17 protein-coding genes are annotated in these 22,023 nt (G+C 73.5%); 11 read left to right on the top strand and 6 right to left on the bottom strand.

Translation table 11 applies throughout. The features are described 5' to 3' along the window. Positions 1-26 precede the first annotated feature (26 nt). From EJG53_RS12985 to EJG53_RS12970, 4 genes are all read right to left on the bottom strand, one after another. Positions 27-875: an ABC transporter ATP-binding protein gene (locus EJG53_RS12985; RefSeq protein WP_125044981.1), complete on the bottom strand. Its 849-nt coding sequence runs from the start codon at positions 873-875 to the stop codon at positions 27-29. Positions 876-961: 86 nt separating this feature from the next. Beyond that, positions 962-1,489 carry an HD domain-containing protein gene (locus EJG53_RS12980; RefSeq protein WP_125044980.1) on the bottom strand — a complete coding sequence of 176 codons (528 nt, stop codon included), beginning with the start codon at positions 1,487-1,489 and terminating at the stop codon, positions 962-964. A gap of 37 nt (positions 1,490-1,526) precedes the next feature. Then, positions 1,527-2,981, bottom strand: coding sequence for a penicillin-binding transpeptidase domain-containing protein (locus EJG53_RS12975; protein ID WP_125044979.1), 1,455 nt, complete (start codon positions 2,979-2,981; stop codon positions 1,527-1,529). Further along, the gene (locus tag EJG53_RS12970; protein ID WP_125044978.1) at positions 2,978-4,546 is read right to left on the bottom strand and encodes an FtsW/RodA/SpoVE family cell cycle protein; all 1,569 of its coding nucleotides are present in this window, start codon (positions 4,544-4,546) and stop codon (positions 2,978-2,980) included. The genes EJG53_RS12975 and EJG53_RS12970 overlap by 4 nt, the downstream gene beginning before the upstream one ends. Positions 4,547-5,333: 787 nt before the next feature. Between EJG53_RS12970 and EJG53_RS12965 the strand changes: the two genes are divergently transcribed. Continuing rightward, positions 5,334-6,572 carry a cytochrome P450 gene (locus tag EJG53_RS12965; protein WP_218041971.1) on the top strand — a complete coding sequence of 413 codons (1,239 nt, stop codon included), beginning with the start codon at positions 5,334-5,336 and terminating at the stop codon, positions 6,570-6,572. 245 nt (positions 6,573-6,817) lie between these two features. On the opposite strand, the gene EJG53_RS12960 is transcribed toward EJG53_RS12965, so the two are convergent. After that, a complete protein-coding gene (locus EJG53_RS12960; RefSeq protein ID WP_125044976.1) occupies positions 6,818-8,050 on the bottom strand; it encodes a cytochrome P450 in 1,233 nt (410 codons plus the stop codon). Between the two features lie 1,106 nt (positions 8,051-9,156). On the opposite strand from EJG53_RS12960, the gene EJG53_RS12955 reads away from it, so the two are divergent. The 10 genes from EJG53_RS12955 to EJG53_RS12910 are packed head-to-tail and all read left to right on the top strand — an operon-like array spanning position 9,157 to position 21,193. After that, positions 9,157-9,990 (top strand): sugar phosphate isomerase/epimerase family protein, encoded by an 834-nt coding sequence (locus EJG53_RS12955; protein WP_125044975.1) that lies wholly within the window; start codon positions 9,157-9,159, stop codon positions 9,988-9,990. Positions 9,991-10,015: 25 nt separating this feature from the next. After that, a complete protein-coding gene (locus tag EJG53_RS12950) occupies positions 10,016-10,387 on the top strand; it encodes an acyl carrier protein (RefSeq protein WP_125044974.1) in 372 nt (123 codons plus the stop codon). Then, the gene (locus tag EJG53_RS12945; RefSeq protein ID WP_125044973.1) at positions 10,384-13,818 is read left to right on the top strand and encodes a thioester reductase domain-containing protein; all 3,435 of its coding nucleotides are present in this window, start codon (positions 10,384-10,386) and stop codon (positions 13,816-13,818) included. The genes EJG53_RS12950 and EJG53_RS12945 overlap by 4 nt, the downstream gene beginning before the upstream one ends. A 4-nt stretch (positions 13,819-13,822) precedes the next feature. After that, a complete protein-coding gene (locus EJG53_RS12940; RefSeq protein ID WP_125044972.1) occupies positions 13,823-14,731 on the top strand; it encodes a 3-hydroxyacyl-CoA dehydrogenase family protein in 909 nt (302 codons plus the stop codon). Then, the gene (locus tag EJG53_RS12935; RefSeq protein WP_125044971.1) at positions 14,728-15,024 is read left to right on the top strand and encodes an acyl carrier protein; all 297 of its coding nucleotides are present in this window, start codon (positions 14,728-14,730) and stop codon (positions 15,022-15,024) included. The genes EJG53_RS12940 and EJG53_RS12935 overlap by 4 nt, the downstream gene beginning before the upstream one ends. Then, a complete protein-coding gene (locus EJG53_RS12930) occupies positions 15,021-16,133 on the top strand; it encodes an acyl-CoA dehydrogenase family protein (RefSeq protein ID WP_125044970.1) in 1,113 nt (370 codons plus the stop codon). Before EJG53_RS12935 ends, EJG53_RS12930 begins: the two co-directional genes overlap by 4 nt. Then, on the top strand, positions 16,130-17,134 hold the full coding sequence (locus tag EJG53_RS12925; RefSeq protein WP_125044969.1) for a 3-oxoacyl-[acyl-carrier-protein] synthase III C-terminal domain-containing protein: 1,005 nt from the start codon (positions 16,130-16,132) through the stop codon (positions 17,132-17,134). Before EJG53_RS12930 ends, EJG53_RS12925 begins: the two co-directional genes overlap by 4 nt. Further along, positions 17,131-18,294: an HAD-IIIC family phosphatase gene (locus EJG53_RS12920; RefSeq protein ID WP_125044968.1), complete on the top strand. Its 1,164-nt coding sequence runs from the start codon at positions 17,131-17,133 to the stop codon at positions 18,292-18,294. Before EJG53_RS12925 ends, EJG53_RS12920 begins: the two co-directional genes overlap by 4 nt. After that, entirely contained in the window at positions 18,291-19,559 is a 1,269-nt protein-coding gene (locus EJG53_RS12915) for an MFS transporter (RefSeq protein WP_125044967.1), read from the top strand. The genes EJG53_RS12920 and EJG53_RS12915 overlap by 4 nt, the downstream gene beginning before the upstream one ends. Next, complete coding sequence (locus tag EJG53_RS12910; protein WP_125044966.1) at positions 19,556-21,193, top strand: amino acid adenylation domain-containing protein; 1,638 nt, start codon at positions 19,556-19,558, stop codon at positions 21,191-21,193. Before EJG53_RS12915 ends, EJG53_RS12910 begins: the two co-directional genes overlap by 4 nt. Positions 21,194-21,203: 10 nt before the next feature. Here EJG53_RS12910 and EJG53_RS12905 read toward each other — a convergent pair whose 3' ends face one another. Continuing rightward, on the bottom strand, positions 21,204-21,929 hold the full coding sequence (locus EJG53_RS12905; protein WP_218041914.1) for a 4'-phosphopantetheinyl transferase family protein: 726 nt from the start codon (positions 21,927-21,929) through the stop codon (positions 21,204-21,206). Between the last annotated feature and the right edge of the window lie 94 nt (positions 21,930-22,023).

Here is a 22,023-nt window from a genome sequence, read left to right as displayed (position 1 = left end):
GTACCGCGCCGCGCTGTCAAGGCTGCTCAGTTGGACGGTCGGCGGCGCCCCGAGCGCGCCAGCCACCGGCCGTCGTGGCAGGTCACCTCGACGGGCCGGCCGAAGCACGCCGTCATGCGCTCGCCGGTGAGGACGTCCGCCACCGGGCCCTGCGCCTGCACGCGGCCCTCGCGCAGCAGCAGCGCGTGGCCGATGGCGGGGGAGAGCTCCTCCAGGTGGTGGGTGACGGTGACCGTCGACAGGCCGGGGCGGCCTTCGGCCAGGCGGTGCATCGTGTCGATCAGGTCCTCCCGGGACGGCAGGTCGAGCGCGTTGAACGGCTCGTCCAGGAGGAGGAGCGACGGGTCGGCCATCAGCGCACGGGCGATGAGGAGGCGGGCCCGCTGGCCGCCGGAACACACACCGTACGGCCGGTCCGCCAGCTCCTTGCAGTCCAGCTCGGCCAGCAGTTCGTGCGCGCGCTCGCGGGTGGCGTCGTCGTACTTTCCCCAGAGCGGCTGTACGGTGCCGGTCGCGCCGGTGAGGACGACTGTATGGCCGGTGGCGTCCTGAGGGACCTTCTGCGCGCTGGAGACCAGGCCGATGGCGGCGCGCAGTTCGCGTACGTCGACGGTGCCGAGGCGGTGGCCGAGCACCTCGACCGTGCCGGTCGTGGGGAACATCAGCGCGCCCACCAGCCGCAGGACGGTGGTCTTGCCCGCGCCGTTGGCGCCGAGCAGGGCCCAGTGCTCACCGGTGCGTACGGTCCAGTCGATGCTGTCGAGGATGACCTGCCCGGTGGTGAGACGGCGGACGCTCGCGTCGTGGAGGGCCGCGATCACCCGGCTGCCGGGGGCCGGAGGGGCGGTGGGGTCCGAGGGCTCCGAGGTCGTCATGGCGGGCAGGGTAGCTGTATGGGGCAGCTTTGTGAGGGCGGTGTCCGGGGTGTGGACCGTGTGGACCGGGGGGCGCCGGCGGCGCCCTACGCCAGCCCCAGCAGGCCCCGGACCCGGCGGTACTTCACGGTCAGCCGCTCCCGCGTCGCCGCGTCCAGCACCGCGAGCCGCGCCGGGTCCGCGTTGTGCGCCAGGTCCGCTTCCTTGATCAGCAGCGCGCCCGGGGTGGCCAGGATGCGGGCCGTGTACGCCTCGACCGGCTCACCCGGGCGCTTGGTCACCGCGCGGACCATCGCCTTGGTGCGCTCCGTGAGCGCGGCGCCGGCCAGCCACGCGGGCGTGAGCGCGCCGTCCTCGACGGCGTCGTGCAGCCAGGCCGCGGCGATCTGCTCGTCGCTGCCGCCGCGCGCCCGTACGCCTCCGGCGACCGCCGCGAGATGCTCCGCGTACGGGCGGCCGGCCTTGTCCGTCTGCCCCGCGTGGACCCGGCGGGCCAGCGCCTCGACCTCGGTGAGGGTGAGGAGCGCCCGGTCCCGGTCTCCGGCCTGATGTCCGGGCCCCGGCCGTCCCGGTCGCCCCGTACGTGCGTGTCCCGACTGTCCCGACTGTCCCATGCGTCCCCCTGCGCATCACGGTCTATTTCCCCTTACGTCACCGTAGCGCGGCCCGCATCACCGCGCGGGCGATCGGCGCCGCGCTGCCGCCGCCGCTGATGTCCGCGCGGTCGGCGGCCGCGTCCTCGACGACCACCGCCACGGCCACCGCCGGATCGGCCGCGCCGTCCTTCTTCGCCCAGGAGACGAACCAGGCGTACGGCGTGCCCTTGTTGTCCACGCCGTGCTGGGCGGTGCCGGTCTTGCCGCCGACGGTGGCGCCGTCGATCGCGGCGCCGGTGCCGGTACCCCGCGTGACCACGCCGGTCATCATCTCCTGGAGGTGCCGCGCGGTGCCGCGGCTCATGGCCCGGTGCAGGGTCTTCTGCCGGGTGGCGGAGACCGTGTCGCCGTGCGCGTCGGTCACCTTGTCCACCAGATAGGGGGCCCGGACTTCGCCGTCGTTCGCCACCGCTGCGGCGACCATCGCCATCTGGAGCGGGGTGGCCGTGGTGTCGTACTGACCGATGGAGGAGAGGGCCACCTGCGCGGCGTCCATGTCGGTGTCGAAGACGCTGCGGGCCGCGGTCGAGGGGACCTTCAGGTCCGCGTCGTTGAAGCCGAACTTCTCCGCGGCCTCCGCCATGCCGTCCAGACCGACGTCCACGCCCAGGCGGGCGAAGACGGTGTTGCAGGAGACCTCGAAGGCGTGCCGCAGCGACGCGTTCGCGCAGTCGCCCGCCTCGTTGGTGAGCCGGGTGGACGTCCCCGGAAGGGTGTACGGGCTCGGAGTGTCGGTGGCCGCGTCGAGGTCGGTGACCTTCCGGTGGTCCAGCGCCGCCGCGGCCGTGACGATCTTGAAGGTGGAGCCCGGCGGGTACGTCTGCTTCAGGGCCCGGTTGATCATCGGACGGCCGCCGCTCCGGTTGAGCCGGTTCCAGGTGTCGGCCACCGACCGCTCGGTGCCGGACAGCTCGTTCGGGTCGTACGACGGCGTGCTGACCAGCGCGAGGATCTTGCCGGTGCGCGGCTGCACGGCGGCCACCGCGCCCTTCTTGCCGCCCAGCCCCTCGAACGCGGCCTGCTGCACCGCCGCGTCGACCGTGCTGACCACGTCGCCGCCCGGCTGCTGCGCGCGGCTGATGTCGGTCCACAGCGGGAACGGCGCGAGCCGCGGGTCGGTGCCGGAGAGCACGTCGTCCTCGGCGCTCTCCAGCAGCGAGGTGCCGTAGATCTGGGAGGCGTAGCCGGTGACGGGCGCGTAGAGCGGCCCCTCGGCGTACGTCCGCTCGTACCGCAGCGTGCCGCCGCTGTCGCGCGAGCCGGTCACCGGCTCCCCGTCGACGAGGATGTCACCGCGCGGCTGACTGTAACGGGCCAGCGCGCCGCGCCGGTTGGCGGAGTTGTCGTCGTAGCGTTCGGCCTCGAAGACCTGGACGCGGACGGCGTTCAGGAGCAGCGCCACGAGCAGGATCAGGCAGAAGACGCCGGCGCGGCGGATGTAGCGGTTCACCGGCGGCTGCCCTGGTCGTCGTGGTCGTCGGGGACGCCGTCGTGGTCGGCGGGGGCGCCCCGGCCGTGGGGGGCGTGGCCGTCAGGGGGGCCGCCGGGGCTGCCGCCGTCTCCGCCCCCACCGCCTCCGTATCCGTATCCGTATCCGTACGGGAGGTCGTCCTCCTCGTACGGCGGGGCGGAGGCGCCGGACCGGGTGCCGCCGAGGCCCGCGATCACCCCGGTCTCCGCGGTGTCCGGGAGCGGTCGGCGGGCGCTGTCGCTGACCCGGACGAGCAGCGCGACGATGACCCAGTTGGTGACGACGGACGAGCCGCCCTGGGCGAGGAACGGCATCGCCATGCCGGTCAGCGGGATCAGGCCCATCACGCCGCCCGCGATGACGAAGACCTGGACGGCCAGGAGGGAGGCGAGGCCCACGGCCAGCAGCCGGCCGAACGGGTCGCGCAGCGCCAGTCCGGCCCGGAAGCCGCGGGCCACCAGGAGCGCGTAGAGGAGGAAGAGGGCGGTGAGGCCGGTCAGGCCCAGTTCCTCGCCGTAGGTGGCCAGGATGAAGTCGGACTTCATGGCGAAGCCGATGAGGGCGGAGTGCCCCTCGCCCAGGCCGGTGCCGAGCAGCCCGCCGGCGGCGAAGGCGAACAGCGACTGGGCGAGCTGGCTCGCGCCCCGGCCCGCCGTGATGCTGGCGAACGGGTGCAGCCAGTCCGCGACCCGGCTGTGCACATGCGGTTCGAGGACGCCGACGGCGGCGGCACCGGCGGCGGCGAGCAGCAGGCCCACCGCGATCCAGCCGGTGCGGCCGGTGGCCACGTACAGCAGGACGACGAAGACGCCGAAGAAGAGGAGCGAGGTGCCCAGGTCGCGTTCGAGGACCAGGACGCCGACGCTGACCAGCCAGACGGCGACGACCGGGCCGAGCACCCGGCCGGCGGGGAACTGGAGCTTCCACATCCGCTTGCCGGTGTGGGCGAGGGCGCTGCGGTTGGCCGCCAGGTACGCGGCGAAGAAGACGGTGATGAGGATCTTCGCGAACTCGCCGGGCTGGAAGGAGAAGCCCGCCACCCGGATCCAGATCTTGGCCCCGTTCACGGCCGGGAAGAAGATCGGGACGACCATCAGGGCCAGCCCGGCGGCGACCGACACATAGGCGTAGCGCTGGAGAGTGCGGTGGTCCCGCAGCAGCAGGACGACGGCGGCGAACAGGCCGACGCCGAGTGCGGACCAGACGAGCTGGGTGGGCGACGCCCGGTCGGCGGGCGTCTCCAGGTCGAGCCGGAAGATCAGCAGCAGCCCGAGCCCGTTCAGCAGGATGGCGATGGGGAGCAGCAGGGGGTCGGCGTAGGGGGCGCGGAACCTGACGGCGAGGTGGCCCAGGAGGGCCAGGGCGGCCAGGCCCGCCCCGTAGCTCGCGGCGTCGCCGGGGACGGCGTTCTGCCGGGCGAGCCCGACGTCGATGTACCCGCAGACGCTGATCAGGACGGCGCCGGCGAGGAGGGCCAGTTCGGTGCCCCGGCGTCCGGGCATCCTCAGGCCCGGTGGGGGAGCGTCCGCCGTGGGTGCGGTCATGACAGGCAACGTAGCAAGCGTTGAGGCATATGTCCTTTATGTCGGGTTCGGTGGGGTGGGTGTGGTGTGGCGTGCGAGGTGCGGGATGTACGTGTACGGCCGTGCGTCGGAGCCGTGCGTGCGGCCGTGTGCAAGGGGGCGTACGGGTACGGGTGCCGGTAAACGGGGCAGGCGCCGCTCCGGCCCGCGAGGGCTGTCGGGCAGGATGCCGGGGCCGGGCGGGCACGGTTTCCGCGGCCGTATGGCGCTGGGCGGCCCCGGTAGCGTCCGGCCGTCGCACCGGCCGGGCGGGGCGGACGCGCGAAACGGCGTGCGGGTTGCCTCGTTCGCCCGTGACGGAAACGGTGGGCCGCGCACCCCGCTTACGGTTGGCTTTTGTCCATGGCACCCGGTAGCTCCACAGTCCCGGCGACGCGTCGCGGCGCGGCTGCCTACTGGCCCGCGAGCAGGGCCGGTTCGCGCGGACCGGGCCGCGCCGCGGCCGTCTCCGGGGAAGCCCCTAGGGGGCGAACAGGGGTTGTTCCGTGATTGCGTGCAATGGCAGTTTGTAAACTCGCCCTCAAGACCACGCGCACACATATGTACAAGGCTGAGCTCGTCACGCTGGATGCGGCCGACCGGTCCATGGCGCACGTCACATCCGCGAACGCCGAGCGGATGTCCCGGCGTTCGGCAGCCCTTACCGGGGCCCGCCGAGGGCGGGTGACCGTCCCCCTCGACGAAAGGCAGTATTAGCGTCATGACGACTCTCCGTTCCCGGATCATCGCCTGGGCCGGCCGTATGTATATGGCACGGACACGAAAGAAGGGCTTCGACCTGTCTCGGATGTCTTTCTTGCCCGAGTCTGTGTTGATGCCGCTGCGGCGGAACGGGCTGGACCCGGTGGGCGAGCTGGCGACGGTGCGGGAGAAGGAGCCCATCAGCAAGCTGCCGGTGCCGATCGCCGCCAATGTGTGGCTGGTCACCGGTTACGACGAGGTCAAGGCCGTCCTGGGCAAGGGCAACGCCTTCAGCTCCGACTTCACCAACCTCATCGGGCAGGCCGGCGCCAGCACCGACCAGAACCCCGGCGGCCTCGGTTTCGCCGACCCGCCGGTGCACACCCGGCTGCGCCGGCTGCTGACCCCCGAATTCACCATGCGCCGCCTCAACCGGCTCACGCCCCGTATCCACGAGATCGTGGAGGAGCGGCTGGACGCCATGGAGAAGGCCGGCGCCGCCGGCGACCCGGTCGACCTGGTCGAGATGTTCGCCCTGCCCATTCCCTCGCTGGTCATTTGCGAACTCCTCGGAGTTCCGTACGAGGACCGCGCGGACTTCGAGCGGCTCAGCGCCGCCCGCTTCGACCTTTTCAGCGGCGCCAACGCCTCCTTCGGCGCCATATCGGAATCCCTCTCGTATTTCCGTGAGGTGGTCAAGAAGCAGCGGCAGAACCCGGGCGACGGCCTGCTCGGCATGATCGTCAAGGAGCACGGCGACTCGGTCAGCGACGAGGAGCTGGCGGGCCTGGCCGACGGCGTGCTGACCGGCGGCTTCGAGACGACCGCGAGCATGCTCGCGCTGGGCGCCCTGGTGCTCCTCCAGGACGACTCGCACTTCGCGGCCCTCAAGGACGGCGACGAGGCGGCCGACCGCTACGTGGAGGAGCTGCTGCGCTACCTCACCGTCGTACAGGTGGCCTTCCCCCGGTTCGCGCGCGAGGACCTGGAGATCGCCGGTGTGCAGATCGCCAAGGGCGACGTGGTGCTGTGCTCGCTGAGCGGCGCCGACCGGGACGGCAAGCTGGGCCCCGGCATGGAGCGCTTCGACCCGTCCCGCAACGTGCCCTCGCACCTCGCCTTCGGCTACGGCATCCACCGCTGCGTCGGCGCCGAGCTGGCCAAGATGGAGCTGCGCGCCGCCTACCCCGCGCTGGTGCGGCGCTTCCCCGCCATGCGGCTCGCGGTGCGGCCGGAGGAGCTGGCGTTCCGCAAGCTGTCGATCGTGTACGGGATCGAGTCGCTGCCGGTCCGCGTCGACGGCTGAGCCGCATTTCTCCCGCCTTACGCGCTTCATCCGCTGCACGCGTTTCACCGGCTTTGCTTGCTGCTCCGGCCCGCGCCGGGAGGGCGGAATTCCGCCCTCCCGGCGCGCGTAAGGATTCGATAATCGATTATTTCCCATAATCGATTATCCGTGCTGCCCGAGCTTGGCCGAAAAGGCCGAGGGACCGGCCAGCGCAATCGTTTCTTCCCGCCCCCGGAAAGGCGGAAGCGCTCCGCCCCCGGCACTCACTCCGGCCGCAGGGTCACCGGCAGGCTGGTGATGCCGCTCAGCAGGTTGGAGTAGTTGCGGCGGGTGTCGCCGCGCAGTTCCACCGAGGCGACGAGCTCGCGCAGACCGGTCAGCATGGCGGCGATCTCCGCCCGGCCCAGGTAGGCGCCGAGGCAGAAGTGCGGGCCGTACCCGAAGGACAGGTGCTTGTTGGGGGTGCGGCCGAGCAGGAACCGCTCCGGGGCGTCGAAGACCTCCTCGTCCATGTTGGCCGAGTCGCTCCACAGCGTGACGACGTCCCCGGCCCTGATCACCTGCCCCTGCCCGCCGACCGGGACGTCCTCCAGGGCCGTCCGGCCGAAGTGCAGCGCGGGCGTCGTCCAGCGCAGGATCTCGTCGACGGCGGTGGCGATGTCCGCCTCGCCGCTCTTCAGGGCCTGCCACTGGGCCGGGTGTTCGACGAGGGCGAGCACCCCGCCGGTCATCGACATCCGGCTGGTCTCGTCACCGCCGATGATCAGGCTGTAGCAGTTGACCACGATCTCGTCCATGGTCAGCGGCCGGCCCTCGATGAGGCCGGTGGCCAGCACGCTGACCGCGTCGTCGCCCGGGTTCCCGCGCCGCTCCTCGGCCAGCGTGCCGAAGTACGCCAGGATGTCGTTGCGCGCCTGCCAGGCCGCGACGGGCGACTGGGCGGCGCCGTCGTTGCCGAGGGCCGTCGCGGTCAGTTCGAGCACCTTCGCGCGGTCCGCCTCGGGCACGCCCATCAGGTCGCAGATCGCGGTGAGCGGGATGTCCGCCGCGACGTCCCTGGCGAAGTCGCACTCCTCGCGGGCCACCGCGTCGCGGAGCAGTTCGCGGGTGGACTGCCGGATGTGGTCCACCACGCCTTCCAGCGCGCGCGGCGAGAACGCCTTGAGCAGGATCTTGCGGATGTCGGCGTGCCGCGGCCCGTCCGTCACCGCGGCCATCATGCCCGCGGCGGAATCCCCGCCCATCAGCAGCGTGGTGAGGACATTCCCCTTCTCGGACGTGAACCGCTTGTCGTCCCGGTAGATTTCGGAGACGTCCGCGTGCCGGGAAACGACCCAGAACCCCGGCGCGCCGCCGACGGAGGGGTGCCAGTAGAACGGCTGCGTCCGGCGCAGATGGCGCCAGACCTCGCTCAGGTCGTACTCGGCGTGCGTACGCGGGTCCGTCAGGTCCAGCGTGGCTATGTCCCCAGGGCTCAGCATGATGCGGCTGGGCATGGATTCACCTGCTCCTTAGGCTCCTCGGCCGGAGTCGCCCAGGCGGCCGCTCCGCATTCGCACAGTAGCAACTCACCCCGTGGCGGCGGAGGTCGTGGCCGGAGTTCCTGGACGCACCCCGCCGTCGGACTCCGCTGTCGGGCTCGGTTGCCGGGCTCCGTTTCCCCGCGGCATGGCTGGCCGACCGGTGCGGTAAATCACCGTGCCGCATTCCCGGGCCTATTCCGGCGCCTTGTTCTCCGTCAACTGCCCGGGCCCTGTACGCCGTTGTACGACGCCCCTTCCGCGGTGTGCGCCCTGCACCGGACGCCCGGCTCCACGGCGACGTCGTGGCGGCCTCGCGGCCGTAGGCCCGACCGGCCCCCGACCGGCCGCCCGGTCCGCGACCCGGCGTACGCCCGGCCCCCGTTGCCGCTGCCACGCGCCGGTGCCGCGCGCGGACGCACGGCCTCCGCGCCGTGTCCGCCGGGCGCGCGCCGCCGCGCTGTCCACGCCGTCCGCCCGGCCCGTCCGGCCTGTTCGGACCACCCGCTCCCGCTTTCGGGCGCTTCGTCCAACTACCCCCTCTGAGCTGCGACTACGTGATCGGACGCGACGTCATCGGGCGACATTTCGTCATACGGTGCGCACAGGGGCGCGTGCTAGCATCCCGGTGTTCGACAGGGCCGGAACAAGGTCGTCACGATCGTTGGCCGACGGGGGCGCGAATGATGGCAATCGACGAGAGAGCGGACGCGGGGCCGGGTACCGGTGCCCGCTTCGACGGCGCGATCCGGTGTGCGACCGGCCGCCGTACCGCACCACCACGCCGTCCGGCGGCCACCGCCTCGTAGCGGGCCCCGGGCCGGCCTCCCGACCGGATCACCGACAGCCTTCCCTCCCGTGAGCGGACCGTGCCCTGCACGGAACGGCGGCGGCCGGCACGCGCACCGGTGTGCGGCCCGGCAGAGAGCGGGAATGCCGCCCCGTACCCGCACGCTGCGCCCGTCACGGCCCGACCACCCTCGCGGACAACGGAATTTCGCGCCGGGTCTTTTCCGCGGAAGAAGACCGAAGCTCTCCCGGCCTGCGGGCGGGACGCGCACCGACTAGGAGCGGAACCATCCATGACCAGTCAAATCAGCCTGGGGCTGCTGGTGGACCAGGCGTTCTACGGTTCCCCGTACCAGGGCAAGGACGCGTGGCGGGCCGCCGCCGAACTGGGCGCCGAATGGATCTGCATCGTCGAAGAGGCGATGGAAATCGCCCCGGAACGGCTGCTGCAATTCCGTGACGACGCCGACGCGGTGGGCCTGCCCATCAGCCTGACGGCCTGTCACGCATTCGGACTCAGTGATTTCCGCGACGTCGTGCGGGAATTCCACCTCAAGCGCGCCGAAGCCCATGTCGACCTCACCAGGGAACTGGGCGGCGAGGTCATGAAACTGCTCCTCGGCGACTGGTTCTGGCGCGCCATGTGGCCCGAGGAGGCGCAGTGGCAGTTGCTGGCCGCCTCGGTGCGGCGGCTCGCCGACTACGCCGAGGCGCGCGGCATCGCGCTCAGCGTCAAGCCCGAGCCGATGGAGACCTCCCTGGTCACGGATGTCGACGACCTCGTACGGCTGCTGGACGACGTCGGCTCCCCGGCCCTCCAGGCCAATGTCGACGTCTCCCACCTCGTCGTCGCGGGCGTGGCCGCCTCCGAGGTGGGCCGGCTGCCCGGCCGGGTCAACAGCGTCGACTACTCCGACTCCAACGGCACGTACCACGAGCACCTGGTGCCGGGCGAGGGCGTCGCGGACATGGCCGCCTTCACCGACCAACTGCTCGCCGTCGACGCCGCCTGGGTCGGCGTCGAGGTCGGCCCGTTCGCCGACCCGGAGAACGCCTACGACAAGGTCGGCCGGGCGATGGCCCGGTCCCGCGACTTCTTCGACACCGCGGCCGCGCGGCGTGTCTGACACCGAAACCCTCCCGGAGGCCCCCGTGGCAAACCCCGAAGACACCGCGTCCATACCCGCGGACCCGCTCCAGCTCGTCCGCCAGGCGTGGCAGGACGTCCTGGGCACCGACGAGGTGCCCCTGGACACCGGCTTCTTCGAAGCGGGCGGCAACTCGATGCTGCTGGTGATGCTCAGCGACGAGCTGTCCGACCGGACGGGTCGCGAGCTGGAGGTCGCCGAGCTGTTCCGGCACGACACGGTGCGCGCCCAGGCCCGGCTGCTGGACCCGTCGTACGAGCCCGAGGCGCCGGCCCCGGCCGCCGCCGCTGCCGGACGCGGGCGGCTGCTCGGCAGCGCCCGGCGCGGGCGCGCGGACAGCGGCCCGCAGCAGCCCGAAGGGTCCGCCGCGCGATGAACAGCGAGACCGCCGTAGCGGTGGTGGGCGTCGGCTGCCGGTTCCCGGAGGCCGTCACCCCGGAGGAGTTCTGGAGCAACCTCGACAAGGGCGTGGTCTCGCTCCGCGACATCCCCGCCGAGGATCTGCGCCGCTGCGGTGTGTCCCCGGAGACGGCCGCCGCGCCGGGCTTCGTGACCCGGTCCGGCTGGATCGCGGACCCGGAGCTGTTCGCCGCCGAGTTCTTCGGCCTCACCCCCGTCGAGGCCGAGCTGATCGACCCGCAGCAGCGCCTCTTCCTGGAGGCGTGCCGGGACGGCCTGGAGCGGGCCGGGCACCTGCCGAACGGCGAGCACGGGCCGCAGGTCGGCGTGTTCGCCGGGGCGAGCAACAGTACGTACAACACGCTGCTCCAGTACGCCCGCGCCCGTACGGAAGGCCCCGCCGCCTTCGACGACCTGGCCACCCAACTGGGCGGCGGCATCGACTTCATGGCCCCCCGGGTCTCCTACAAGCTCGGCCTGCGCGGCCCGTCCCTGGCCGTGCAGACCGCCTGCTCCTCCTCGCTGACCGCCGTGCACTACGCGGTCCTGAGCCTGCTGTCGGAGGAGTGCGACATCGCCCTGGCGGGCGGCAGCGGACTCTCGTACCCGTCCGTCGGCTACCGGTACCAACCCGGAGGCGTGCTCTCCGAGGACGGCTTCTGCCGCGCCTTCGACATCCGCTCCACCGGTACGGGCGCGGGCTCCGGCATCGGCGTCGTCGTGCTGCGCCGCCTGGCCGACGCGCTCGCCGACGGCGACCCGGTGCTCGCCGTGATCGGCGGCAGCGCGGTCGGCAACGACGGCGCCCGCCGGCCCGGCTTCACCGCGCCCAGCCCGGACGGCCTGGCCTCGGTCGTCGCCGCCGCGCTCACGGTGGCCGGCACCGACCCGGCGGACCTGCGCTACGCCGAGGCGCACGGCTCCGGCACGCCCCTGGGCGACCAGGTCGAACTGCGCGGCCTCATCGACGGGCTGCGCGCGGCGGGCGCCCGCCCGTCCGACCGCAACCACTGCGCGCTCGGCACGGTCAAGGCGAACATCGGGCACGCCGGGTCGGCCGCCGGCATCGCCGGACTGATCAAGGCGGTCCACGTCGTCCGCACCGGCAACCTGGCGCCGCACCCGATGTTCGAGCACGCCCGCGACCCCGGCGTCCTCGCCGACAGCCCCTTCCGCGTCCCCACCGAGCTGGAACGGTGCACCGACGCCGGCCGCCGGGTGCTGGTGAACTCGATGGGCCTGGGCGGCGCCAACGCCTCCGTCGTCCTCGCCCCGCCGCCGGAGCCGGTGCGCCCCGCCGCGCCCGCCCGGCCCGTCGTACGGCTCCAGCTCTCCGCCCGGACCCGTACCGAACTGGACGCGCTCTCCCGCGACCTGGCCGACGAGATCGACCAGGACCGGGCCGCGCCCGGGGACATCGCCCACACCCTGCGCCTCGGACGGCAGGACTTCGCCGAGCGCCGGGTCGTCACGGCGGCCCCCGACCGGCTGGCCGCCGCCCTGCGCCTGCCCCGCCCGCCCGCCGCCCGCACGGTCCGCGCCGGAACGCGCCGCCCCGTCCTGGCCGTCACGGCGTCCGGTGAGCAGGCGGAGGCGATACGCACCACGCTGCTGGCGGCCCTGGGCGGCCGTACCGAGCAGCACACCGGCGTGCCCGACGCGCTGCCCGCCGACGCCTACCTGATCGTCGTCGGCGAGGGCGAGGGCGAGAGCGGACCCGGCCGGTACGTGATCCCGGCAGCGGACGGCGCCGACACCGGCGACCACATCGCCGCCGCGCTCGCGGACGCCTGGCTGCACGGCGTCCCGGTGGACGCCCGCGCGCTCGACGACGGCACCGGCCGCCGCGTCACGCTGCCCACGTACCCGTACACCCGGCGGCGCTGCTCGGCGCTGGACGACTCGGTGTTCGACGTGCCGGGCGCCGCCCGCCAAGAACCCGCCCGGCCGAGCGCGCCCGCCGGCCGGCCCGCCGGTCTGGAAGGCGAACTGGTCGCCCTCTGGGAGGAGCTGTTCGGCACCGGAGGCATCGGCCCGCACGACACCTTCGGCGCCCTCGGCGGCACGTCCCTGCTCGGCCTGCGGATGACCCTGGAGGTGCAGGAGCGGTACGGCATCCTCCTCAACCTGCACCGCACCGGCGGCAGCCAGGCCACCGTCGCCCGCGTCGCCGAGGCGATCCGCGGCGCGTCGGACCGTACGGACGGCGAGCCCACCGGGACGGCAGACGCCGCCCTCATCGACGCCGACCTGGCCCTCGAACTCCCGCCCCTCGCCCCGCGCACCGCCCCGCCCGGCACGGACGTCCTGCTCACCGGCGCCACCGGCTTCGTCGGCGCCTTCCTGCTGCACGAACTCCTCCAGGACCCCGGCCACCGCGACAGCCGCGTCTACTGCCTGGTCCGCGCCGACGACGAGGACCACGGCCGCCGGCGCCTGCGCGAGGCCGCCGCCCGCTTCCGGCTCCCCGAGCCCGACCCGGAGCGGGTCCACGTCGTCCCCGGCGACCTGCGGGACGTCGCCGAGGTGTGCGAGACCTACCGCGACGGCGAACTGGCCCGCCGCACCGGCCACGTCGTGCACTGCGGCGCGCACGTCGTCTTCACCGAGCCGTACGAGGTGCTGCGCCCGGCCAACACCCTGGCCACGTACCACCTCCTCGGCTGGATGCGCCGCCACGGCATCACCGACATCAGCTACATCTCCACCCTCGCCGCCTGCGGCCAGGCCCTCGGCTCCGAAGGCCGGCTGCTGGAGCGCCGGGAGCAGCCCCTGGACCCGGAGGCCGGCGGCTACGGGATCTCCAAGTGGGTCAGCGAACGCCTCCTGGACAAGGCCGAACGGGACGGGATGCGGGTACGGGTCTTCCGCCCCGGCCTGATCGGCGGCGACACCACCACCGGCGCCTGCAACGACCTGGACATGCTCTGGCGGCTGGTGGCCGCGTGCCTGGCCGTCGGCGCCCACCCGGCGGACGACATGCCGCTGCCGGTGGCGCCCATCGACCTGGTGGCCCGCGCGGTCGTCCAGCTCGGCCGGGAGCCCGGCTCGGCGGGCCGCGCCTACCACCTGGTCGGCGCGGAGGCCACCACCTTCGCCGCGCTCTTCGCCGAACTGGGCGCGCTCGGCGCGCCGACCCGGCCCGTCCCGGTCGCGGAGTGGGCACGGCTGGCCGGCCGGCGGGCGCTGGAGACCGGCGACCCGGTGCTGTCGACCATGGCCCTGTACGAGACCCACGACCTGGACACGCCGCGGGTGGACGTGGAGGCCCGGCTGTGGGGGGACTGGCTGCGCGAGCGCGGCCTGGACCCCCGGCTGGACGGCGGACGGGCCCTGCAAGCCCTGCGCCATCTCGCCGGACACCCCACCTTCGCGGACTTGTTGACCGATGTGACGGAAGGCGCCTGACCCAGTGAGCACCGACAGGACCACCGACAAAACCGCTGACGGGACGGCGACGAACGAGGGATGGGGCGACGGCCGGCCGGCCGTCGTCGGCGCCGGGGTCATGGGCACCGCGCTGGCCACGCTCGCCGTGGGCCGCGGCCTCCCGGTCCTGCTGATCGACGTGTCCGAGGCACAGTTGGAGCGCGCCCGCGGCAATGTGCGCCAGCAGCTCCGGCACGCCCGGCTGCTGGGCAAGCTGCCCAAGGGACCGGACGGCGAGCTGACGCTGAGCACGTCGTACGAGCAACTGGACGGCGCGGCGGCCGTCATCGAGGCCGTCACCGAGACCACCGACGCCAAGGTCAAGGCGCTCGGCGCCATCTCGGCCGCGGTCCGCCCCGGCACCCTCATCGCCTCCAACACCTCGGCCGTACCCGTCGACGAGCTGGCGGGCTACACCCAGCGCCCCGAGGACGTCGTCGGCACCCACTTCATGAACCCGCCCTACCTCATCCGGGCGGTCGAGGTGATCCGCGGCCCGCGTACCGGCGACGCGGCGATGGCGGCGCTGGACCGGCTGCTGACCGCCCTGGACCGGGAGGCCATCGTCGTCGGCGACGGCCCCGGCTTCGTCTCCAACCGCATCCTGATGCGGGTGATCAACGACGCGGCCCGGCTGGTCGCCGAGGGCCGCGCCCCCGCCGAGAACGTGGACCGCGTCTTCACCGGCTGCTTCGGGCACCGTACGGGGCCGCTGGCCACCGCGGACCTGATCGGCCTGGACAACATCGTCGACACCCTCAAGGTGCTGCACGACCGCACCGGCGACGACGGATACCTCGCCTGCGACCTGCTCCTGGACAAGGTGCGGGCCGGCGACTTCGGCCGCAAGACCGGCCACGGCTTCTATTCCTACGGAGGAACGCGCGCATGACCACCGTCGACAACCAGGCCGACGCGGCGACCGGACCCGGCGCCGGGGACGTCCAGCAGCGCCTGGTGGCGTTCCTCGGCACCCGTACCGGCGGCGACTGGGACGTGGACCAGGACCTGTTCGCCTCCGGGGCGTTCTCCTCGCTGTTCTCGCTGGAACTGCTCCAGTACGTCGAGCAGGAGTTCCAGGTCACCGTCGAGGGCGACGACCTGTCCCTGGACAACTTCCGTACCGTGCCGGCCATCACCGCGCTGGTCCAGCGGCTGCGCGGCGAAGGAGCGGCGGGGCAGTGACGGCACAGGCGACCGCGGACCCCGCCACCGCGCTCGGCGCACTGGTCGGTGACCGCGCCGAGGAGTGGGACCTGGCCGGCCGGATTCCCGGGGAGACCGTACGGGAGGCGTCCCGGCGCGGCCTGCTGTGCGCCCAGGTCGCCGCGGAACACGGCGGCCTGGGCCTGGACAGCCGGGCCAACGGCGAACTGACCGCGTACGCCGGTTCCCTGTGCGGCTCCCTGCGGTCCCTGATGACCTCGCAGGGCATGGCCGCCTGGACCGTGCAGCGCTTCGGCACCGCGGTCCAGCGCGGCAGGTTCCTGCCCCGGCTCACCGGGGGAGAGACGGCCGGTGTCGCGTTCTCCGAGAGCGGCGCGGGCAGCGACCTGTCGGCGATGCGCACGGAGATCCGCCGGGACGGCGACACCGTGCACGTCACCGGCCGGAAGGTCTGGGTGACCGGCGCCGCCTACGCGAGTCTGCTGGTGGTCTTCGGGACGTACGGGGACGGGGCCGCCGTCGTCGTGGTGCCCGCCGACGCCCCGGGCGTACGGATCGAGCGGGTGCCGGACCCGATGGGCTGCAGGGCCGCCGGCCACGCCGACGTGCGCCTCGACGGCGTCCGCGTACCGGCGGACCACCTGCTGTCCGGCGCCGGCCTGCCGGTCGCCCTGCTCGCCACCGCCGCGCTCACCTACGGGCGGCTCTCGGTCGCCTGGGGCTGCGCGGGCATCCTGCGCGCGTGCCTGGACAGCACGGCGGCGCACACCCGCACCCGGGAACAGTTCGGCAAGCCGCTCGCCGACCACCAGCTCGTCGCCCGGCACCTGGCCGAACTGGCCGTCGCCGAGCAGGTCGCCCTCCGGTGCTGCGAGCACGCCAGCGCCTGCTGGGACGAGAACCGGCCGGAGCTGGGCACCCAGGCCGTCGTCGCCAAGTACGTCGCCTCCCGGGAAGCCACCAAGGGCGCCGCCACGGCCGTCCAGGTGCTGGCCTCACGTGGGGCGCGCGACGGCCACCCGGTGGCGCGGGCCTACCGCGACGCCAAGCTCATGGAGATCATCGAGGGCAGCACGGAGATCAGCCAGTTGCTCCTCGCGGACCACGTACGGACGGGCCGGGGATGACGACGACGGACACGGGCAGCGGCGCGGACACGGCCATCGGGGTGGGGGCGGTGCACTGCCTCCTGCCCGACGAGCTGGTGCCCGTCGAGAAGCTGGACGAGGTCGGGCAACTCCCGCGTGAGGAAGCGGAGTTCGCGCGGGACTGCGGTATCCGTACGGTCGGCCGCTTCGACGACGGGGCGACGGCCGCCGGACTCGCCGCCCAGGCCGTACGCGAACTGCGCGCCGAGGACCCGGCCGCCCCGGACCCCGACGTCCTGGTGGTCGTCGGCGCCCGCGCCCCCGAGGTGCTGCTCGGCTCCGGCTCCGGCCACGTCGCGCACGAGGCCGGGCTCACCCCGCCGTTCTCCTTCGTCCTGGACGGCCTGGGCTGTACGGGCTCCAGCGCGGCCTGGGCCCTGGCCAGGGACCTCCTCGTCGCCGACCCGGACCGGCAGTCCGTGATGATCACGCACGCCAGCCGTCCGGTCGCCCTGGACCGGGTGCGCCACCCGGTCACCGTCGTCGGCGACGGCGCCTTCGCCATGACCCTGGTGCGCGGCGGCCGCCCCGTACTGCGCGCCCACCGCCAGCACACCGACGGCCGGTTCCACGACCTCCTCCAGGTCGACTACCGCAACGCCCCCTGGTACGAGTGGCGCGAGGAGGTCAGCTCCGCCGACCGCTACCGCTTCGAACTGGCCCTGCACAGCCAGCAGCACCTCAAGCGCCTGGTCGGGCAGGTGCTGGACGACGCGGGCGTGGAGCGGCGGCGGATCGCCGCCACCCTCATGCAGAACGTCACCGCCCCGGCCTTCCAGTTCTACGAGACCCTGCTCGGCCTGCCCGTCCACCCGGTCTGCGGCGAGAACCTGCAGGCGTACGGCCACACCGGCGCCATGGACGTGGTGCTCAACCTGGACCGGCTGCTGGCCCGCGGCGAACTGGCCCCCGGCGACCTCGTCCTCGTCCTGAACAACAGCCCCGTCGCGGCCTGGGCCGTGACCCTCTGGGAGGTATGACCGGCATGGCGGCCACCGAGACGGCGGAGACCGGCACCCCCACGGACGCGGCGGAGACAGCCGTACGTCCGGCGGTGAAGTGCCTGGTCTGGGACCTGGACAACACCCTGTGGCAGGGGACCCTGCTGGAGCACGACGAACTCGTCCTGCGGCCCGGCGTCCTGGAGACGCTCAAGGCCCTGGACGAGCGCGGCATCCTCCAGTCGGTGGCCAGCCGCAACGAGTACGACGACGCCTGGGCGAAGCTGGAAAGCCTCGGCGTCGCCGGCTACTTCGTCCTGCCGCACATCGGCTGGGGCCGCAAGTCCGACGCCGTACGCGCCGTCGCCGAAGAGCTGAACTTCGCGCAGAACACCCTCGCGTTCATCGACGACCAGCACACCGAACGCGCCGAGGTCGCCTACCACCTGCCGGACGTGCGCTGCTACGACGCGCCCGAGGCGGCCGGACTGCCGGACCTGCCCGACTTCACGCCCACCGTCACGAGCGACGCACGCCGCCGCCGGGCCATGTACCAGGAGAAGTTCCGGCGCGAGGCCGCCCAGAGCGAGTTCAACGGCCCGGACGAGGACTTCCTGCGCACCCTGGACATGCGGATGCGCATCGCCCGCGCCGACGAGGACGACCTCGCGCGCGTCGAGGAACTGACCCTGCGCACGAGCCAGATGAACGCGACCGGTGTGCACTACTCCGACGCCGACCTGCGCGCCCTGCTCACCGACCCGGACCACGAGGTGCTGATCACCACCGTCGAGGACCGCTTCGGTTCGCACGGCGCGGTCGGAGTGGCTCTGCTGGAGCGGCAGCCGGGCCGCTGGCGCCTGAAGCTGCTCGCCACCTCCTGCCGGGTGGTCAACTTCGGCATCGGCACGCAGTTGCTGCGCTGGACCGCCGACCAGGCCGCCCGGGCCGGAGTGCACCTGGAGGCCGACTTCCGGCGCACCGACCGCAACCGGATCATGGAGGTCGCGTACCGGTTCGCGGGCTTCGACTCGAAGCCGTGCGCGTGCCAGGAGGACGGCCGGGAGGCGGCTGCCGACGCCCCGGCGGACGTCCAGCGCCTGCACCTGGTCCCGCAGCGGCAGACCGCGCCGACGACCCTGACCGTGACCGGCCCCGTCCTGTGGTCGGGCGACGGCACCGGGAAACCGTGGGCATGACGGGCGGGGCCGCGGCGGGTCCCGGCCGGGGCGCCTTCGGACGGCTGTGGGCCTCCACCGCGGTCTCCGCGCTGGGCGACGGCGTACGGCTGACCGCCCTGCCGCTGCTCGCCCTCTCGCTCACCACCGACCCGCTGCTGATCTCCCTGGTGACGGTGGCCAACTGGCTGCCGCTGCTGCTGTCGCCGCTGGCCGGCGTCTGGGCCGACCTGGCCGACCGGCGGGCGCTGCTCATCGGCGTCGACCTGATGCGCGCGGCCGCCGTCCTGGTCCTCACGCTGACGGTGGTCACCGGCGTGGTGAGCCTGCCGGTGGTCTGCGCGGTGGCGGCGGTGCTCGGGCTGGGCGAGACCGTGCACATCGTGGCGTCCCAGTCGTACCTGCCGATGGTGGTGGACACCTCCCGGCTCGCCGCCGCCAACGGGCGGCTGCACGTCGCCCAGTTGATCTTCCGCGACTCCGCCGGACAGCCGCTCGGCAGCCTCGCCTTCGTCGCCGGGGCGGGCCTGCCGTTCCTCATCGACGGGGTGTCGTTCCTGTTCGGCGTGGCCCTGCTGGCCACCCTCCCGCGTTCGCCCGGACCGTCCGCCGGGCCCGCCGAGCCGGGCGCGGCGCCGCGCTGGCGCACCATGATCCTGGACGGCGTCCGCCTGCTGCGCACCGACCGGCTGCTGGCCACCCTGGCGGGCATGCTCGGCGCGCTGAACTTCTGCATGGCCGTCACCGGCACCCTCGAAGTCCTCTACGTCGTGCGCTGGCTCGGCCTCCCGGAAGCCGCCTTCGGCGTGTTCCTGGCCGTCGGCGCGCTCGGCGGCATCGTCGGCGGACTGCTCAACGCGCGGCTGGCCGACCGGTTCGGCACCTTCCCGGCGGCGCTCGGCGGCATGGTCCTGATGGGCCTCGCGATGCTGCTGACCGGCCTGGTGCACCACACGGTCGTCGCGGCCGCGGGCTTCGCCCTGATGGCGCTCGGCGCCGCCGTCTACCAGGCGCTCACCGTCTCCTTCCGCCAGGCCACCACCCCGCCCGACCAGCTCGGCCGGCTCAACGGCGTCTACCGGCTGGTGGGCACCGGCACCATCCCGCTGGGCGCGCTGGCGGGCGGCGCGCTCGCCAAGGCGGTCGAGGTCAACGTCCCGTACACGGCCGCCGGAGTCGTGGTGCTGCTGCTGTTCGCGGTGGTCGCCCGCCCGGTCGTCCGGATGGGGACGGTGCAGGAGCGGCGCGCCGGGGCCCCGGACGCACCGGCGGAGGCCGCCTCGTGAACCTTCCGTCCGCCGTCGGCACCACCCCCGTCCCGCCCACCGAGGACCCCGTACGCCAGGAGCCCGCCTTGGAAGACCGCACCCTCTACCAGTGGTTCGCCGACTCGGCCCGCCGGTGGCCGGACGCCCCGGCCCTCGAAGTGGGCGAGCAGACCCTGACCTATGGCGAACTGCACCGCCGGGTGCTGGACCTGGCGGCCCGCATCCTCGACGAGCAGCCCACGGGCGACGGCCCTGCCCGTCCGCCGTCCCGGATCGCGCTGGTCGCCACCCGGACGGTGCCTGCGTACGTGGCGTACCTGGCCGTACAGCGCCTCGGCTCCTCCGCCGTCCCCCTCAACGCCGACCATCCGCTGCCCCGCAACGTCGACATCGCGCGCCGCGCCGGGGTCGGCGCCGTCCTGGTCGGCAAGGAGCACCGCGACACGTTCGCCGAGCTCCCCGCGGACTTCCGGCCGGTGGTGACCGTCGTACCGGACGACGACGGCTACTTCCCGGAGCAGCCCGCCGACCCCCTGCCCGCCCATCCCGGCGACCCGGAGGCCGAGGCGTACCTGCTGTTCACCTCCGGCTCCACCGGCCGCCCCAAGGGCGTGCCGGTCCGCCACCGCAACGTCTCCCCGTACGTGGCGTACAACATCGCCCGCTACGAGGCGGGCCCCGGCTGCCGGATGTCGCAGACCTTCGGCCTGACCTTCGACCCGTCCGTGTACGACCTGTTCGTCGCGTGGGGCTCCGGCGCCACCGTCGTCGTCCCGGACAAGGACGAGCTGTACCGGCCCGTGGACTACGTGGTGCGCCGCCGCCTCACCCACTGGTTCTCCGTACCGTCGCTGGTCACCACTGCCGAGCGGTACGGCAACCTGCCGCTCGGCCGCGTCACCACGCTGCGCCACAGTTGCTTCAGCGCGGAGCCGGTCACCGCGCAGTTGACCGCGCGCTGGCACGAGGTCGCGCCCGGCAGCCGTATCCACAACCTGTACGGGCCGACCGAACTGACCATCACCTGCACCGACCACGAACTCGCCGACGGCGGGGCCACCGCGGCGGGCAGCGCCAACGGCACGGTGCCCATCGGCCGGCCGTACCCGCACATGGAGGCGGTCCTCCTGGACGAGGCGGGACAGCCCTGCGACGACGGCGAGCTGTGCGTGCGCGGCGCCCAGCGCTTCGACGGCTACCTGGACCCGGCCGACAACGCCGGGCGCTTCGTCCGGTACGAGCCCGGCACGCCCGCCGTCCCGTACGACGGCACCGGGCCGCTCGCCCGCGACCACTGGTACCGGACCGGCGACCGGGTGCGCCGCGAGGACGGCCTGCTGGTGCACCGCGGCCGGCTGGACAACCAGGTCAAGATCATGGGGCACCGGGTGGAGCTGGGCGAGGTGGAGGCCGCGATGCGGCGCCACCCCGAGGTGACCGAGGCGGCCGTGGTGGTCGTCACGGTCCAGGATGAAGTGCGGCTGCTGGCCGCCTACCTGGGCAAGGAGATGCGGGCGCACGCGTTCAGCCACTGGCTGCGGCAGCACGTGCCGCTGCACATGGTGCCGCGCCGCATCCGGCGCCTGGAGGAGCTGCCGCACAACGACAACGGCAAGCTCGACCGGCAGCGGCTCGCCGAGCTGCTGGCGTGAGGGGCGGCGGTCAGGTGCTGCGGCGTTCCAGGCCGGTGGGGTGCTCAGGGTTTACGTGCGGGACCGCCGCGCCGAAGCGGGGCCGTGCCGTGCTCACCACGGCCGCCACGGCGTCCCGGCGCGCGTCCGTGTGGTCGAGCACGTACAGGTCGCCGTGGCGGTACGGGCCGGCGCTCCCGTCGGGCAGCCCCGAGAGGTCCACGGCGGCCAGCCCGCCCAGTGTCGCCCTGCCCAGCTTGACGAAGCACTCCTTGCGGACCCACTGGCGCAGGAAGTACGCGTCCGGGTCGGCATGTTCGCGCATCGCCGCCCGCTCGGCCGCGCTCAGGACCCGGCCCGCCGCGCCCCGCACACTGTCCGGCAGCGTCCGCCGCTCCACGTCCACGCCGACCGGCTCGTGGCCCGCCACGGCGGCCACCACGCCCGTCGTGTGCGACAGGCTCACGTACACCTGCGGCAGCCCGGCCAGGCCCGGCCTGCCGTGCTCGCCGGAGCCGCAGCCGGGACACCGCTGCTCCAGTACGAGGGAGTCCGCTGGCCGGTCCAGCAGCCGGGCGGCGCAGAGCCGCACCAGGACGTGCGCGGCGATGAAGTCGGCCCGCAGAGCCAGGGTCAGGAACGCGTCCGCGCGCCGCCGCTCCACGCCGGTGAGCAGCCCCTCGTACGCCGGGACCGCCCCGAGCACCTCGTCCGTACCCGCCACCACTGCCGTCGGCTGTCCGCGCGTCCCCGTCACGGGGGTCACCCTTCCAGCGCGGCCACGGACCGGGCAACCCACCCCCATCAGCGCTTTCGCATCTTTTGAACGGCCCGCTCCAGGCGCCGGCCGA

It is taken from the genome of Streptomyces chrestomyceticus JCM 4735 (assembly GCF_003865135.1).
Lineage (GTDB): Bacteria > Actinomycetota > Actinomycetes > Streptomycetales > Streptomycetaceae > Streptomyces > Streptomyces chrestomyceticus.
This window is presented reverse-complemented; position numbering and strand designations above follow the sequence as displayed.

Excerpts from the sequence above, each read along its gene's own strand:
- EJG53_RS12985 (WP_125044981.1), bottom strand. The coding sequence starts at position 875 with ATGACGACCTCGGAGCCCTCGGACCCCACCGCCCCTCCGGCCCCCGGC.
- EJG53_RS12945 (WP_125044973.1), top strand. The coding sequence starts at position 10,384 with ATGAACAGCGAGACCGCCGTAGCGGTGGTGGGCGTCGGCTGCCGGTTC.
- EJG53_RS12955 (WP_125044975.1), top strand. The coding sequence starts at position 9,157 with ATGACCAGTCAAATCAGCCTGGGGCTGCTGGTGGACCAGGCGTTCTAC.
- EJG53_RS12965 (WP_218041971.1), top strand. The coding sequence starts at position 5,334 with ATGGCACGGACACGAAAGAAGGGCTTCGACCTGTCTCGGATGTCTTTC.
- EJG53_RS12980 (WP_125044980.1), bottom strand. The coding sequence starts at position 1,489 with ATGGGACAGTCGGGACAGTCGGGACACGCACGTACGGGGCGACCGGGA.
- EJG53_RS12970 (WP_125044978.1), bottom strand. The coding sequence starts at position 4,546 with ATGACCGCACCCACGGCGGACGCTCCCCCACCGGGCCTGAGGATGCCC.
- EJG53_RS12935 (WP_125044971.1), top strand. The coding sequence starts at position 14,728 with ATGACCACCGTCGACAACCAGGCCGACGCGGCGACCGGACCCGGCGCC.
- EJG53_RS12960 (WP_125044976.1), bottom strand. The coding sequence starts at position 8,050 with ATGCCCAGCCGCATCATGCTGAGCCCTGGGGACATAGCCACGCTGGAC.
- EJG53_RS12920 (WP_125044968.1), top strand. The coding sequence starts at position 17,131 with ATGACCGGCATGGCGGCCACCGAGACGGCGGAGACCGGCACCCCCACG.
- EJG53_RS12915 (WP_125044967.1), top strand. The coding sequence starts at position 18,291 with ATGACGGGCGGGGCCGCGGCGGGTCCCGGCCGGGGCGCCTTCGGACGG.
- EJG53_RS12925 (WP_125044969.1), top strand. The coding sequence starts at position 16,130 with ATGACGACGACGGACACGGGCAGCGGCGCGGACACGGCCATCGGGGTG.